This is a genomic window from Micromonospora sp. NPDC047187 (assembly GCF_040643355.1).
Taxonomy (GTDB): domain Bacteria; phylum Actinomycetota; class Actinomycetes; order Mycobacteriales; family Micromonosporaceae; genus Micromonospora; species Micromonospora salmantinae.
Map to the genome: position 1 here is coordinate 71104 of NZ_JBEYUF010000007.1, position 14678 is coordinate 85781.

The window sequence follows — 14678 nt, forward strand, 5'->3', positions numbered from 1 at the left end:
GGCGAGAGCCGGTTGCTACGAATCGGTACTCGCGGTCGTTGACACCCAGATCAGGAACACGATCGTCGCGACGACTCCGGTGACCGCGACCAGACCGGCCGCCAGGGCCGCACGAGGCGAGTTGCGCCCGCGCAACTCGAAAGCAGCGGTGATGGTGAACAGCAACGCGAACACTTCACCTGCGGCGAGACCCAGCAGTCCGATAAAGCTCAGCAGACCCTCGACCATGTCCCGGCCAAGGAAGATCAGCCGGGCGCTGTACGCCGCTCCCGCCCAACACACCGTCGCCAGGCCCGCCAACACGTACACGGCCAGAAAGGAGACGGGGGTGGCGCGGCTGGCCTGCGGGGTCGCAAGGGGCGCCCCTGCCGGGCCGTCGGGCGGGATCCACGGCGCAGGCGTCTGAGGGTGGGTCATACAGGCGGACGCTAGCCACGCAGCCGTCGCACGGGAATCGGTCGACAGGGCTTGCCGGGGCAAACAAAAAGGCCAGGTGAGAGAAGATCTCACCTGGCCTTTTACCTCTGGTCGGGGTGGCCGGATTCGAACCGACGACCTCTTCGTCCCGAACGAAGCGCGCTACCAAGCTGCGCCACACCCCGAGGCGTGCCGACAAATAGTAGCCCACCCGCTCCGATGGTCAAACTCGGTACCCCCGCCGCCCCGGCCCCGCCCAGGGTGGCCAAGATCCGCACAACTTCCGGGATGTTGCTGCCTCACGACACGCCGAGGCAGCAACATCCCTGATGGTGCGCGAATCGTGAAGCGGCCGGCCGGGCAGCGGGACGGTCAGCGGGGGATGAGGGTCAGGATGCTGGCCTCCGGGGGGCAGGCGAAGCGGATCGGGGCGGTCGGGTGGGTGCCGAGGCCGGCGGAGACGTGCAGCCAGGAGTCCGAGCCCGGCCACCGGTGCAGGCCGCGCGCCATCGAGCGGGGCAGGCCGCAGTTGGTCACCAGCGCCCCGAAGCCCGGTACGCAGACCTGACCACCGTGGGTGTGCCCGGCCAGCAGCAGCCCGAAGCCGTCCGCCGCCATCTGGTCGAGCACCCGTGGCTCGGGTGAGTGCGTCAGCGCGATGGAGAGGTCCGCCGAGGACGACACCGCGCCGGCGACGGAGGGGTAGTCGTCCCGGTCGATGTGCGGGTCGTCGACGCCGACCAGGTCGAGTTGTCGCCCGCCAGCCTTCAGCGTGGTCCGGGCGTTGTTGAGGTCTGCCCAGCCGGAGCCGGTGAAGACCTGACGCAACTCCTCGTAGGGCAGCTCGACGCCCTCGGTGTACTCCCGGTCGGGCAGGAAGTAGGTGAAGGGGTTCTTCAGCACCGGCCCGGTGTAGTCGTTCGAGCCGAACACGAACGCGCCCGGGTAGTCCAGCAGTGGTTGCAGGGCCCGCAGCACCCCGGGCACCGCGCCCGGGTGCGCCATGTTGTCGCCGGTGACCACCACCAGGTCGGGGTCGAGGGCGGCCAGCGATGCCACCCAACGCTGCTTGCGCGCCTGGTCGGGCATCATGTGCAGGTCCGACAGGTGCAGCACGCGCAGCGGCTCCGCGTCGGCCGGAAGCACCGGCACGTCGTACCGCCGGAGGGTGAACATGTTGCGCTCGACGAGCGACGCGTACGCGAGGGTGGCCGCGCCGATCGTGGCGGTTCCGGCGGCGAGCCGGAATAGTGTGCGCTTTCGCATGGCGTTCAGGGTAGTTTGACCGTCCATGAGCACGCTGAAGGACCGCCTCACTGCCGACATGCGTACCGCGCTCAAGGCGCGTGACGAGCTGACCACCTCCACGCTGCGGATGGCCCTGGCCGCCGTCGGCACCGCCGAGGTCGCCGGCAAGGCCAAGCGCGAGCTCACCGATGACGAGGTGCTCGCGGTGCTGACCAAGGAAGCCAAGAAGCGTCGGGAGGCGGCCACCGCCTTCGCCGACGCCGGGCGCGCCGAACAGGCAGCGAAGGAGAGCGCCGAGGGTGAGGTGTTGGACCGCTACCTGCCCAAGCAGCTCTCGGACGCCGACCTGACCGAGCTGGTGTCGGGGGCGCTCGCCGCCGGCGGCTTCACCGGCAAGGCCCAGATGGGCCCGGCGATGAAGGCGGCCCAGGCCGCGGTGGCGGGCCAGGCCGAGGGTGGCCGGGTGGCCGCCGAGGTACGCCGACAGCTCGGTCTCTGACCCGGCGGGGTCAGCGGGGCGGCATGACGTTGTCGTAGCCGCTCCTGGTCCGGACAGAAGAAACGGGCGGGCACCCGAGGAGGGTGCCCGCCCGTTTCGTCCTACTGGTCGGCTCAGCCGTTCGGACGGCCGTTGCCGGGTCGTCCGGGTTGGTTGCCGGGTTGGCCGCCCGGAGTGCCGTCGGTGTTGCCCGGCGTACCGCCGCCCCCACTGCTGACCTGGATGGTGACCACACCACCCTTGATCGTGCGTCCGTCCGGGCTGGTGCCGGCCGCGTCGCCCGCCTTGCAGGAGGACGGCACCTTCGCGCTGGAGACGACCGGCTCGAAGCCGGCGCCCTTGAGCCGGGACTTTGCCTGATCCACCGAAACGCACTTCACGTCGGGGATGCTGCGCTGGTCACCCTCGGAGATCTTCTGGCCCGGCGGCTCGAACTTGATCCGCGGTTTGCCCTTCATGGCATCCCGCAGCGTCTCGTACACCGGCGGGTTGATGCCGTCCTTCTGGGCGTGCTTCATCTTGACATTGGTCTGCGGCCAGTCCGGGTCGGCCATGATGCCGGCCACCGAGTACTGCTTGGTCATGGCGACCAGGGCGGCCGTCTTCTCCGAGTCGGTGGTGCCGGACTTACCGGCCACCGGCGCGTCGACGATGCTCTTCACGACGCCGGCCGTGCGGCTGCCACCGCACTTGCTGGTGCTGGAGTTGTCGCCGACCGGGCAGCGGGCGGCATCCACGGCGGCGCGGGCCACCTCGGTGCTGAACCGCTTCTCGCAGCGCGGGTTGGCGATGTCCAGCTTGTTGCCCTCCGGGTCCCGGATTTCCTGCACCGGGATCGGCTCGCAGTACTTGCCGTCCGCCGCGAGAGTCGCGTACGCGTTGGCCAGGTCGAGCGGGGTGGTGGAGGACACACCCAGGGTGAAGGCGCCCCACTGGTGGGCGGCTTCCTTGGTGGCGGCGAACTTGGCGTCGTTGCTCGCCCGGAACTGGATGCCGGCCCGCCGGGCGGCGTCGACCACGTTCTCCGCGCCGACCTGCTGTTGCAGCGGGACGAAGTAGGTGTTGATCGACGCGCTGAAGGCGCTCCACATGTTCTGTACACCGCCGGCCTTGAGGCCGGAGTTGGTCGGGCAGTAGAAGTGGGTGCCCTTGCAGGCCGCCGGGCTGCTGCTGTCGATGATGTATTCCGACTTGAACTGCTGCGGCGCGTTCATCGTGTAGCCGAGCGGGATGCCCTTCTCCAGCGCGGCGACGATGCTGAAGATCTTGAAGGTCGAGCCGGCCTGGTAGCCGGTGATGCCGTTGCCGCCGGTGAGCAGCGGGTTGACCGTCGCCGGGTAGTTGCCCCGGATCTTCTTCTTGCTCTTCGCGGGGTCGCTGGAGAGCTTGTTCTTCGGGTTCTTCGGGTCGTCGAGCTTGAACTGCCGGTTGACCGCGAGCGCCCGAACCCGGCCGGTGCCCGGCTCGACGACCGCGACCATTGCCGCTTCCTTGCTGTTCACGCTCTTGGCCTTACGGACCGCCTTGTCCGCGCCCCGCTGCGCCTGAACGTCGATCGAGGTCACGACGGTGTAACCGCCGCTCTTCAGTCGGCGCTCCCGGTCGTACGTGGTCGAGCCGAACGTCTCCTGATCCATCCACCAGCGGTAGAAGTAGTCGCAGAAGAAGCCCCACTCGTTGACGTTGGCGGCGACGCAGCCGTTCGGAGTGCGCTTGTCCTTCACGACCAGCTTGGTCGCCTTGGCGGCGTCGGCCTCCTGCTGGGTGATGGCCTTGATGTCGACCATGTTCTGGATGACGTAGTTGCGTCGATCCAGCGCGAGCGGGTAACCGGCCTCGGTGGTCGGGTCGTTCGTCGTCGGCGCCTTGACCATGCCGGCCAGCAACGCCGCTTCCTCGATCTTCAGCTTGCTCGGCGGCTTACCGAAGTAGACCTGGCTGGCGGCGTAGATGCCGTACGCGCCGTTGCCGAACGAGGCGAGGTTGAGGTAGCGGGTGAGGATCTCGTCCTTGGAGAATTCCTTGTCGACCTGGAGGGCCAGCCGCATCTCGCGCAGCTTGCGGGCGCTGGTGTCCTCGGTCGCCGCGACGACGTCCGCCGGGTGGGTGGCCGAGTAGGCGATGGCCAGTCGGACGTACTGCATGGTCAGCGTCGACGCGCCCTGCCGACCCGAGCCTTCGCTCTGGTTGTTGACGAACGCGCGGGCGACACCGTTGATGTCGACGCCGTTGTGCTTGTAGAACTCATGGTCCTCGGCCGCGATGATGGCCTTCTGCATGGCCGGCGAGATGTCGGGGAGCTTGACGTCCCGTCGGTTCTCGTCGTACATCGTCGCCAGCGGTGTCTTGCCGTCCGATGCCAGCAGGTAGCTGATCTGTGGCGCGCGGGCCACCGTCAGCTCCGTGGGCAGGGCACCGAATGTCTCGGCGCCGGCCTTCGCGGCCAAGCCGGACATCGCTACCGCGGGGAAGGCCGCCGCAGCGACCACCACGCCGGCCAGCAGGCCACACACGGCTAGCGATGCGGCGTTGGTCAGCACATTGTGGTCACGTTTCCGCATCCAGGTCACCTCGACAGGGTACGCGAGTAGGGAACGAGGGGCGCTGGGGCGTTCTTTCCCCATTTCCTGCGCGCGCTGCCCTCGTTGTGCTAAACGCACGACCCCCGGTGCTTGGTTGCGTGTGACCTGGCGTGAGTCTCCTCCGATTCAGTGAGGTGGCGCAGCGTTATCGCTGACCTCGGCGGGGTAACCGGCGGTAGAAGGCCCGGGAAGCCGGGAGTGTCCGGAATGATGGATTTCGTCGACAACGTTGCGTAATCAGTCGACTACAGAGCATGATGGGGGCGGCGACAGCGCCACATGTCGTCCGCGCCGCCTTGGGGAAGGCAGGCCGGGCGATCGGGGGGAATTGCCGGCTGACGTGCATCGACGAGGTCGGTAGGTACTGCAAGGGGGGACGTGTACACATGGGCATGATCACTGACTGGCCGTCGCTGGCGGCATGTCAGAACGGGGACCCGGACGCGTTGTTCGTACAGGGCGCCGAACAGAACGTGGCGAAGCGGATCTGCCGGAGCTGCCCAGTTCGGTACGAGTGCCTGGCCGACGCGCTGGACAACCGGATCGAGTTCGGTGTGTGGGGCGGCATGACCGAACGCGAACGGCGCGCGCTACTGCGTCGTCACCCCCAGGTGACGAGCTGGCGCAAGATGTTCGAGGCCGCGATGAAGAAGAACAGCAAGGACAAGACCGGCAAGGACAAGATTCTCGTCAGCGCGGCCAACTGACGCCGGTCACGGCCGGCTGATCGCCGCGCCGATCGTCCGTAGCCCGTCGACGTCGTGCACGTCGGCGGGCTGCGCCGTGACCGAAACTGCCGGCACGGCCGGGAACGCCTCGGTGAAGCGCGCGGCGACCTGCTGCTCGCGTACCGCCTGACGAGCCAACGCCGCGTGCGCCCGCAGCACGTCGGCGGTGGCCTCATGCCCACCCAGCTGGGTCAGCCGCTCGGCGGCGACCCGGCTCTGCTCGGCGTCCAGCTCCGGGACCGTCGGGCGGTGCACCCGGTTGAGCACCAGGCCGGCCAGCGGCATCCGCTCGTCCCGCAACCGGCCCGCGAAGTAGGCGGCCTCCCGGACCGCGTCCGGCTCCGGCGTCGCGACCAGCAGAAAGGCCGTCTCCCGCGCCTGCAGGATGCGGTACGTCTGCTCGGCGCGCTGCCGGAAACCACCGAACATCGAATCCAGTGCCGCCACGAAGCCGGACAGGTCGGTGAGCAGTTGCGCGCCGAGCACCTTCTGCACCACCTTCGAGAACATCCCGAACGAGGCCGTGACCAGGCTGAACATGCTCCGCCCGCCGCTGCGCGCCGGGGCCAGCAGCAGTCGCAGCATCCGGCCGTCGAGGAAACGGGAGAGCCGAGCCGGCGCATCCAGGAAGTCCAGTGCCGAGCGGGACGGTGGAGTGTCCACCACGATCAGGTCCCACTCGCCCCGGGCGTGCAACTGACCCAGCTTCTCCATCGCCATGTATTCCTGTGTGCCGGCGAAGGTCGAGCTCATCGCCTGGTAGAACGGGTTCGCGAAGATCTCCGCGGCCTTCGTCGGGTCGGTGTGCTGCAACACCACGTCGTCGAAGGTGCGCTTCATGTCCAGCATCATGGCGTGCAACTCGCCGCCGCTGCTCTCGACGTCGATCCCCTTGACCTGGCGAGGGGTGTTGTCCAGCTCGGTCAGGCCCAGCGACTGGGCCAACCGGCGAGCCGGGTCGATGGTGAGCACCACAGTGCGTCGGCCGTGATGCTCGGCCGCCCGCAGCGCCAGCGCCGCGGCCGTGGTCGTCTTTCCCACTCCGCCGGCACCGCAGCACACGACGATCCGCACGCCTGGGTCGGCGAGGATCTGGTCGACGTCCAGCTGCGGCGCCGCGTCTTCGGAAGGCACCAATCGAGCGTATCGGGCCGGTGGGTCCGCGCGCCCGTGCTGCGCTCAGGTGTGAGTCATTCGGCGCGGACGAGGGCCTGGGCCAGCGTCGCGAGCCCCGCCCGATCAACCCCGTCGGGCAGCAACGGCAGCTCGATCATCGGCAGCCCCAACTCCACCAGGTCGGCGCGGAGCGAATCTTCCAGTTCGCGCCGGATGAGCTGGTCACGCGCCTCATCGTGCAACCCGGCCACGATGTCCCGATCGGCCGGCAGCCCGGCGGCGACCAGCCCGCGCTTCAACTCCGCGGCGGTGACCGCCGCTCCGGCGGGCACCGGCGGTCGGACTCCGTTGACGAGCACCTTCCCGACGCCGAAGCCGAGGGCGGTCAGATCGGCGATCGCGTCGACAGTCTCCTGGATCGGCATCTCCTCCAGCAGCGTGACCACGTGCACCGCCGTCATCGGGGACCGCAGCAACGCGGCGACCCCCTCGCTCTGGGTCTTGATCGGGCCCACCTTGGCCAGCCGGGCGGTCTCCGCCGTCACGTTGAGGAACCGGCCGATCCGCCCGGTCGGCGGGGCGTCCAGCACCACCGCGTCGTACGCGCGCCGCTGCCCGGTGGTGCGGGTGGTGGCCTCCTTCACCTTGCCGGTGAGCAGGACGTCCCGCAGGCCGGGCGCGATGGTGGTGGCGAAGTCGATGGCGCCGAGCTTGCGTAGTGCCCGGCCCGCCGCGCCCAGTTTGTAGAACATGTCGAGGTACTCGAGCAGCGCCTCCTCGGCGTCCACCGCGAGTGCGCGCACCTCACCGCCGTCCGGCGCGTCGGCGAGGTGCCGCTCCTCGTAGGGCAGCGGCTCGATGCCGAACAGTTGGGCGATGCCCTGCCGCCCCTCGACCTCGACCAGCAGGGTGCGCCGGCCGCCGGCGGCCAGCGCGAGGGCCAGCGCCGCCGCCACGCTGGTCTTACCGGTGCCGCCCTTGCCGGTCACCACGTGGAGACGGGCGGGCCATCCGGTACCGGCCGGGTCGATCGGACGCTCAGCTGCACACACCCGTCGAGCCTATCCAGGCTGGGCGGTCAGGCGACCTCGCAGACCCACCAACCCGTCTTCTGCACCACAGTGAAGCGCAACTCCTGGTCGGCCACCTTCTCGTCGGCGGTGGTCATGGTGAGCCGGGTGGAGACGGTGGCCCGTTCCCCGGTCTGGTTGTCAACCTTCGGGGTGGTCCAGCGGAAGCGCGGGTTCTGGTAGGTGGCGGCGTACTTCTCCACCTCGGCAACCTTCGCGGCGATCTTGTCGTCGTCGCGGGAAGCGGCGCAGACGTGACCGGCCGCCTTCGTCGCGTCGCGATCCTTGTAGACAGCGGTGAGGAACTCGTCGACGGCGACCGCCGGCTCCTTGGCACCCTCGCCGGTCTCGACGTCGCGCAGGGTCAGGAAGGCCACCACGCCACCCCCCACGCAGAGCACCATGATCACGACCAGGGCGATGGCCGCGATCAGCAGACCGCGCTTCTTCTTCGGCCCGGCCGTGCCGTGGTAGGGCGGATAGGCGGGCGGGGCCGGGGGGATCGATGAGGAGTTCGGGGCACCCGGCTGCGTGGGTGCGGCGGCCGAGGTGGGGCCGCCAGGCCCTGTCGGCTGGCTGGGGCCGCCAGGCTGCCCCGGGAAGGCCGGCTGGCCGGGGCCGCTGTGCTGCCCCGGGAAGGCCGGTGAGGTGGGGCCGGCGGAGAGTGCCGGCTGGGCGGGGGCGGCGGGGAGAGCGAGCTGCCCGGGCGGCGTAGCGGGGGTCGACTGGCTGGGTATGGTCGGCGCGCCGGGCTGACCGGCGGGATCCGGGTGGTGGACCGGCGGGTGAGCGGGTGTGCCGGCCTGGTCGCCGCTGGGCGGGTGGGTCATGTCGTTCCCCCAGGGGTGCGGCGCCCGCCGCCACCCCTGGCGCCGAGCGTGATCGAGCGGGCGGCCGGGCGCAGCGCGACCGTCCGACCGGAAGGGTAGCGGTCGATGAGCGGATCGGTGTCGCCCCTGCCTGCCGAGCGGGCCAGCGATCCGGTGAGCGGTACCCGCGTCGGTTTCGGTGTCGGGCCCCCGACCTGCGGTGTGTCGCATATGTGACTGTTGGTGACCTCTTGTGCGCGTCCTGTTGGCGGGACCGTTGCCACAGACCTACCTTCGTCCCGGTGCGGGGGCCGGAACGGACGAATGGGTCCGGACCGGAAGCATGGTCCGAGAGGTACGACCGGAGGCAGTACATGCGCGACGCGGACAACATCCCTCGCACCCAGTTCCCGACGAACGACCGGCCTCGCCGGCCCGGGTCCGTGGTCGAGGCCGGCGGGCAGGTCACCAACCAGCCGATCAACGAACGGTCGTACCGCCGGATGCCGGAGCAGGCGGAGACGGCCCGGGTGCCGAGCCAGCCCGCCGAGCGGACCCGCGAGGACGACGAGCCGGGCTTCGTCATCCACCTGCCGATCCGGGTGCCGAACCTGGCGGCGGCGACCGTGCTGGCCGGCCGGGTCGCGGTGTCCCTGGGTTTCCTGCCCGAGTTGGACGCCGGCGAGACGACCGTCTCCAACGCCGACGATCAGAACAACCGGCACCGGGTCTTCTGTGACCTGTTGCTGCCCGACCGGTCCCGCTGCCCTCAGGGGTACGAGCACGAAGGGCGCTGCGGGGAGCTGCCGGCCGCGCCGGAGCAGCGTCCCGTACCTCGTCCGGCCAGCGGACCGTAGGCTGTCCCTCGAACAATTCCGCACCGAGAGGGAGCCCTTCAGCGATGCAGAAGTGGGAATACTCCACGGTCCCGCTGCTGGTCCACGCGACCAAGCAGATCCTCGACAACTGGGGCGAGGACGGGTGGGAGCTCGTCGCCGTGGTCCCCGGCCCGAATCCGGACCAGCTGGTCGCCTACCTGAAGCGGCCCAAGGCGTGAGCAACGGTCCGCACGCGAAGCTCGCCGAGCTGGGTCTCGACCTGCCCGAGGTCGTGCCGCCGGTGGCCAGTTACGTCCCGGCCGTGCAGTCCGGGCAGCACGTGTACGTTTCCGGCCAGTTGCCGATGGCCGAGGGCAAGTTGCTGGCGACCGGCAAGGTCGGCGCCGGGATCTCCGCCGAGCAGGCGAAGGATCTGGCCCAGCGGTGCGCGCTCAACGCGCTGGCCGCTGTCGATTCGCTGGTCGGCCTGGAGAACGTGGTCAAGGTGGTCAAGGTGACCGGTTTCGTGGCCTCCGCGCCCGGCTTCACCGGTCAGCCCGCCGTGATCAACGGTGCCTCGGATCTCTTCGGCACCGTCTTCGGGGAGGCCGGCCGGCACGCGCGCAGCGCGGTGGGTGTGGCCGAGTTGCCACTGGACGCCCCGGTGGAGATCGAGCTGATCGTCGAGGTCGCCTGACACGTCCCCATCGCCCCCCGATCTTGCACTTCCTGCTCGGACGAAAGCCCTGAACCGGGATGAATCAGGGGCCGCAAGTGCAAGATCGTGGGGTGTGGCGGGCGGGGTCGTACGATCGCAGCCATGAGCGGGCACGTGACGGGGGCGGTGGCGGCGCTTGCCGACGAGTTGCCCCGCTGGGTTTCACTGCTGCGTGCGCCGAACCCGGGGCCGATGACCCTCGACGGCACCAACACCTGGGTGCTGCGCGCCCCGGCGGCCGAGTCCGGCATCGTGGTCGACCCGGGGCCGGCGGACGAGGGGCACCTGACCCGGATCGCCGAACACGGTCCGGTCGGGCTGATCCTGATCACCCACGGCCACCCCGACCACACCGAGGGCGCGGCCCGGCTGAGTGAGCTGCTCGGCGGCGTGCACGTGCTCGCCGTCGACCCGGCGCACACCATCGGCGGCGAGCCGCTGACCGAGCCGGGCGAGCACTTCGGCGGCTTCGGTCTGCAGATCAGTCTGTTGGAGACGCCAGGGCACACCGCCGACTCGGTCTGCTTCCTGGTCGAGCACGGCGACGAGCGGGTGGTGCTCACCGGTGACACCATCCTCGGCCGGGGCACCACCGTGGTCGCCCATCCCGACGGTCACCTCGGTGACTATCTGAGCAGCCTGGAGCTGCTTTCGGCGTACCGGGGGATCCCGGCGCTGCCTGGACACGGCCCGGCACTGGCCGACTGCGCCGCCGCGGCCGACTTCTACCTCGCCCACCGCCGGGCCCGGCTCGACCAGGTCCGGGCGGCGGTCGCCGCTGGCGCCCACACCCCCGCCGACGTGGTGGCGACCGTCTACGCGGACGTGGACCGCTCACTCTGGTGGGCAGCCGAATGGTCGGTCCGGGCGCAGCTGGAGTACCTGGGCGTCGACACCGGGGAATCCGCGCCCGGGGTCAGTGGGTTGGAGCACATGTGACCTGCCCCGTGTGTGGAACCGTTGCCGTTCCCGGCGCGCGGTTCTGCCACAACTGTGGCGCCGCGCTGCCGGCCGCCGCCACGTTGCCGGCGGCCGAGCGCCGGGTGGTGACAGTGCTCTTCGGCGACCTCTCCGAGTTCACCTCCTGGTCGGAGGATCTCGACCCGGAACGCGTCGGCGCGGTCACCGACCGGGTGCTCGCCGCCCTCGCCGGTGCGGTGAAGACGTTCGGCGGGCACGTCGACAAGCTGACCGGTGACGGCATCATGGCGGTCTTCGGCGCCCCGGTGGCGCACGAGGACGACGCCGAACGTGCCGTCCGGGCCGCACTGTCCATGCAACGGGCCGTCCGCCGGGTGCTCGACGACGAGCGGGGCGGCGGCGCGCCGCTCGGGCTGCGAGTCGGGCTGAACACCGGCGACGTCATCGCGGGCATCCAGGCCGCCATTGAATACACGGTCATCGGCGACACGGTGAACACCGCGGCCCGGCTCGCCGACGCCGCCGCCGTCGGGGCCGTCTACGCAGGTGGTCGTACCGCCGCGGCCACCAGACACGTCTCCTCCTGGCGGGCGCTGCGCCCGCTGCGGCTCAAGGGAAAGCGTGAGCCGGTCGAGGCGTACGAGCTGCTGGGTCTGCTGGACGCGCCGGGCACCCGCTCGGGGCTGGGCGACGAGGCGCCGTACGTCGGCCGGGAGACGGAGATCGGTCGGGTCGCCGGCCGGCTCGCCGAGGTGATCGACCAGGGCGACCCGCGGGTGCTGCTGATGACCGCCGAGGCGGGCATCGGCAAGTCCCGGTTCGCCGCCGAGGTGGAGCGCCTCGCCGCCGGGTACGACGTCGGTGCTGGCCGGTACGCGGCGCACACCGGGGCCCGGGTGCTCTCGGTGCGCTGTGCCGCGTTCGGTGAGCGGCGACGGCTCGCGCCCCTGGCCGATCTGGTGCGGGCCGCCGTCGGTCTGCCCAGCGACGCGTCCACAGCGCTGACCCGCCCGGCGGTCGAGGAGCGGCTGCGCCGGCTCGGGCAGCGGCTCGCCCGCTCCGGTGCGGAGACACCGCCGATCTCCACGGAGCAACTGCTGGCCCTGCTCGGCTACGCCGAACTCCCGGCGCACGGTGGCAGCGACAGCGGTGAGTGGGGTGGATCGGGCACCCCGGCCGCGGACGCCGAGGTGGTGCCGAACGCTGTCGCCGACCTGCTCAGTGGGCTCGCCTCGGAGGCGCCGCTGGTGATCGTGGTGGACGACCTGCACGATGCCACCGCCGAGACGATCAAGGCCCTCGGGTTGACCCTGTCCAGGCTCACCGGCCCGGTGCTGGTGCTGCTGCTCGGCCGGCCCGAGTTGGTGCGTACCGCTGGCGCGCTGACCCGGGTCGCGGACGCCGAGGTGCACTCGCTGCCGCCGCTGCGCGGTGCCGACGCGGCCCGGCTGCTCACGACTTACCTCGGCGGCGGCAAGCTGCCGCAGGCCGACACCGACAGGTTGCTCGCCACCGCGCAGGGCAATCCGTTCTACCTGGCTGAGCTGGTCACGCTGCTTATCGAACGGGGCGCGCTCACCACGGAATCAGTGCGCGGCGCCGCCTCGACGCGGGGTGCCACGGTGGATCGGTCCGGCTCCGGCGAGCGGGAGCAGAGCGGGTCGACCGGCTGGCGGCTGGTACCGGGCTCGCTGGGCAGTCGACTGCTCTCCCGGGACCTCGCCGCCGTGCTCGCGGCCCGGATCGACGCGTTGCCGCCGGACGCCCGGTCGGTGCTGCGCGACGCCGCGGTCACCGGTGACACGGTGCCGACCGGCGCGCTGGAGGCGATGCGGGAGCAGCGTGGCGGTCGCGACGGCCGGCCGTCGGCAGTGGTCGCGGTCGAGCTCGACCGGGCGGTCGAGGAGTTGCTGCAACGCCGCATGCTGCACCGCTCGCGGGCCGGCTACTCGTTCGCCACACCGCTCATGCGCGAGGCCGCGTACGCCGGGGTGAGCAAGGCCGAGTTGGCCGAGCGACACGCGGCGCTGGCCCGCTGGGCGGCTCCGGCGGACGAGACCACTGCCAGCACTGTGGGCGGGTTCACCGACGAGGCCCGGGACGACTTCGTGGCGACGCACGTCGAGCGGGCCGCCACGCTCGCCGACGCCGTGAAGCTACGTCCGGACGCGCCGGCCCGGGCGGTGGTTCCGCTCGGCGTGGCCGCGCTCGGCCGGGCCGCCCGCCGGTCGCTCTCCGCCGGTGAGCCGGCAATGGCCGTCGAGTACGCCGAGCGCGCCACCGAACTGGCCCGCGACGGGGTGCCGGCAGCCGATCGGGTGGTGCACGCCCGAGCGTTGCTCCAGGTCGGCCGGGTCACCGATGCGTTGGCGTACGCCGAGAAGATCGCCGCGAACGCGGGGGACGAGGTCACCCGGGTCAGTGCGCTGCTGTTGGCGGGGCAGGCCCAGGAGACCCTCGGCGATCAGGGCCGGGCGGTGACCGCCTGGCAGGAGGCGTTGCAGGTGGCCACCGAGGGGCGGCTGCCCACGCAGCGGGCCACAGCGATGCGCCGGCTCGGCATGGCCGACTTCGTGGCGGGGCGGCTGAGTCAGGCGAGCAGCCGGTTGGCGGCCGCGTACCAGGTCAGCCTCGGTGCGCAGGACCGACGTGGGCAGGCGTGGTCCCTGCAGAACCTGGCCTGGGTGACCACCACCCGGGGTGACTTCGCCGGGACCGACGCGGTGCTCGGCCGGGCCGCCCGGCTCTTCGCCGAGCTGAAGGACCCGTACGGGCGGGCCTGGCTGCGTGGCACCACGGCGTTCGCCCGGCTGCTCGCCGGTCGACTGCGCGAGGCGTGTCGGATGGCGCAGGTGTTCCTGCCGTTCGGCGAGCGGGTCGGTGAGGCGTGGGCGGTGGGCACGTTGCGGGCGGTGGCGGCGTTCGCCACGGCCGAGCTGGGTGACCTGGCCGAGGCGGACCGGGAGGCCCGGCGGGCGTACCGGGAGTTCGCCGCCGCGTCCGACGACTGGGGGCGTGGGTTCGCCCTGGTGGTCCGGGCGGTGGTGGCGCGTGGCCTGGGCGAGCCGGAGCACGCTGCGGACCTGCTCACCGACGCCCTGGCGTACGCGGAGCGCACCTCGCATCCGCTGCTCACCGGGATGGCCGGCACACTGCGCGGCTTCGTCGCGTTGGACATGGGCGACTGCGAGACGGCCGAGCGGGTGGCCCGCGCGGTGCTGACCGCAGTGGAGCCGCACAACCCGCAGGCGCCGGCGCAGGTGGCGCCCCGGGTGTTGCTGGCGACGGCCCGTCTCGCGGCCGGCGACTCGGCGACAGCGGTCGGGCTGCTGGCCCCGGTGGCCACGGCCGCCGCGAACGCCCCGTCGCTGCTCTTCTCCCGCCGTCAGACGATGGCCCAGTACGCTGCGGCGCTGCTCGCTCACGGTCAGCGGGAGCAGGCGTTGGACTGGGCGCGCCGGGCGGTCACCGCGCCGGCCGAGGACGTGCGCAGCCAGGTGATCGCGGCGAGTGTGCTGGCCGAGGCGTTGGCCGCCTGCGGTCGCCCGGCGGAGGCGCTGTCGTGTGCGCAGGAGGCGGTCCGCCTGGCGTACGCCACCGAGCAGCGCAGCGAACGAGCCGCAGCCGACGCCCTCCACACCCGCCTAACAACCGCCCAGCTCTAACCCCCTAACCCCCTGCCCCCTCACCCTCCGCTGTTGATCAAGAGGTTTGGGTCAGAATTCGGGCCGCCGATGACCGAAAGCTCTTGA

General features: G+C 71.2%; 12 protein-coding genes, 1 tRNA gene and 1 pseudogene. 7 read left to right on the forward strand and 7 right to left on the reverse strand.

The annotated features are described in order from the left end of the window. Positions 1 to 15: 15 nt before the first annotated feature. From ABZ794_RS14460 to ABZ794_RS14470, 3 genes are all read right to left on the reverse strand, one after another. Complete coding sequence (locus tag ABZ794_RS14460) at positions 16 to 417, reverse strand: hypothetical protein (protein ID WP_210780768.1); 402 nt, start codon at positions 415 to 417, stop codon at positions 16 to 18. Positions 418 to 525: 108 nt separating this feature from the next. Further along, a tRNA-Pro gene (locus ABZ794_RS14465) sits at positions 526 to 602 on the reverse strand. Positions 603 to 789: 187 nt separating this feature from the next. After that, positions 790 to 1683, reverse strand: coding sequence for a metallophosphoesterase (locus ABZ794_RS14470; RefSeq protein WP_238690399.1), 894 nt, complete (start codon positions 1681 to 1683; stop codon positions 790 to 792). Between the two features lie 25 nt (positions 1684 to 1708). Here ABZ794_RS14470 and ABZ794_RS14475 point away from each other — a divergent pair, with 25 nt between their 5' ends. Then, on the forward strand, positions 1709 to 2164 hold the full coding sequence (locus ABZ794_RS14475) for a GatB/YqeY domain-containing protein (RefSeq protein WP_210780770.1): 456 nt from the start codon (positions 1709 to 1711) through the stop codon (positions 2162 to 2164). 113 nt (positions 2165 to 2277) lie between these two features. Here the strand turns inward: ABZ794_RS14475 and ABZ794_RS14480 are convergent, their stop codons facing one another. After that, on the reverse strand, positions 2278 to 4725 hold the full coding sequence (locus ABZ794_RS14480; RefSeq protein ID WP_210780771.1) for a transglycosylase domain-containing protein: 2448 nt from the start codon (positions 4723 to 4725) through the stop codon (positions 2278 to 2280). 407 nt (positions 4726 to 5132) lie between these two features. On the opposite strand from ABZ794_RS14480, the gene ABZ794_RS14485 reads away from it, so the two are divergent. Then, positions 5133 to 5453: a WhiB family transcriptional regulator gene (locus ABZ794_RS14485; RefSeq protein WP_210780772.1), complete on the forward strand. Its 321-nt coding sequence runs from the start codon at positions 5133 to 5135 to the stop codon at positions 5451 to 5453. Positions 5454 to 5459: 6 nt separating this feature from the next. Here the strand turns inward: ABZ794_RS14485 and ABZ794_RS14490 are convergent, their stop codons facing one another. From ABZ794_RS14490 to ABZ794_RS14500, 3 genes and pseudogenes are all read right to left on the reverse strand, one after another. Next, positions 5460 to 6611: an ArsA-related P-loop ATPase gene (locus ABZ794_RS14490; RefSeq protein WP_210780773.1), complete on the reverse strand. Its 1152-nt coding sequence runs from the start codon at positions 6609 to 6611 to the stop codon at positions 5460 to 5462. Between the two features lie 53 nt (positions 6612 to 6664). Next, on the reverse strand, positions 6665 to 7642 hold the full coding sequence (locus ABZ794_RS14495; RefSeq protein WP_210780774.1) for an ArsA family ATPase: 978 nt from the start codon (positions 7640 to 7642) through the stop codon (positions 6665 to 6667). Positions 7643 to 7668: 26 nt separating this feature from the next. Further along, positions 7669 to 8121: pseudogene (locus ABZ794_RS14500) on the reverse strand (hypothetical protein); the annotation flags it as partial. A gap of 722 nt (positions 8122 to 8843) precedes the next feature. Between ABZ794_RS14500 and ABZ794_RS14505 the strand changes: the two are divergent. The 5 genes from ABZ794_RS14505 to ABZ794_RS14525 all read left to right on the forward strand — a co-directional run bounded on the left by ABZ794_RS14505 (position 8844) and on the right by ABZ794_RS14525 (position 14591). Next, positions 8844 to 9326, forward strand: a complete 483-nt coding sequence (locus tag ABZ794_RS14505; RefSeq protein WP_210780776.1) for a hypothetical protein — start codon at positions 8844 to 8846, stop codon at positions 9324 to 9326. 44 nt (positions 9327 to 9370) lie between these two features. Then, complete coding sequence (locus ABZ794_RS14510) at positions 9371 to 9526, forward strand: DUF4177 domain-containing protein (RefSeq protein ID WP_007466198.1); 156 nt, start codon at positions 9371 to 9373, stop codon at positions 9524 to 9526. Further along, the gene (locus ABZ794_RS14515) at positions 9523 to 9984 is read left to right on the forward strand and encodes a RidA family protein (protein WP_091403351.1); all 462 of its coding nucleotides are present in this window, start codon (positions 9523 to 9525) and stop codon (positions 9982 to 9984) included. The genes ABZ794_RS14510 and ABZ794_RS14515 overlap by 4 nt, the downstream gene beginning before the upstream one ends. 123 nt (positions 9985 to 10107) lie before the next feature. After that, a complete protein-coding gene (locus ABZ794_RS14520) occupies positions 10108 to 10944 on the forward strand; it encodes an MBL fold metallo-hydrolase (RefSeq protein ID WP_210780777.1) in 837 nt (278 codons plus the stop codon). Then, on the forward strand, positions 10941 to 14591 hold the full coding sequence (locus ABZ794_RS14525; protein WP_357515832.1) for an adenylate/guanylate cyclase domain-containing protein: 3651 nt from the start codon (positions 10941 to 10943) through the stop codon (positions 14589 to 14591). The genes ABZ794_RS14520 and ABZ794_RS14525 overlap by 4 nt, the downstream gene beginning before the upstream one ends. Positions 14592 to 14678 lie beyond the last annotated feature (87 nt).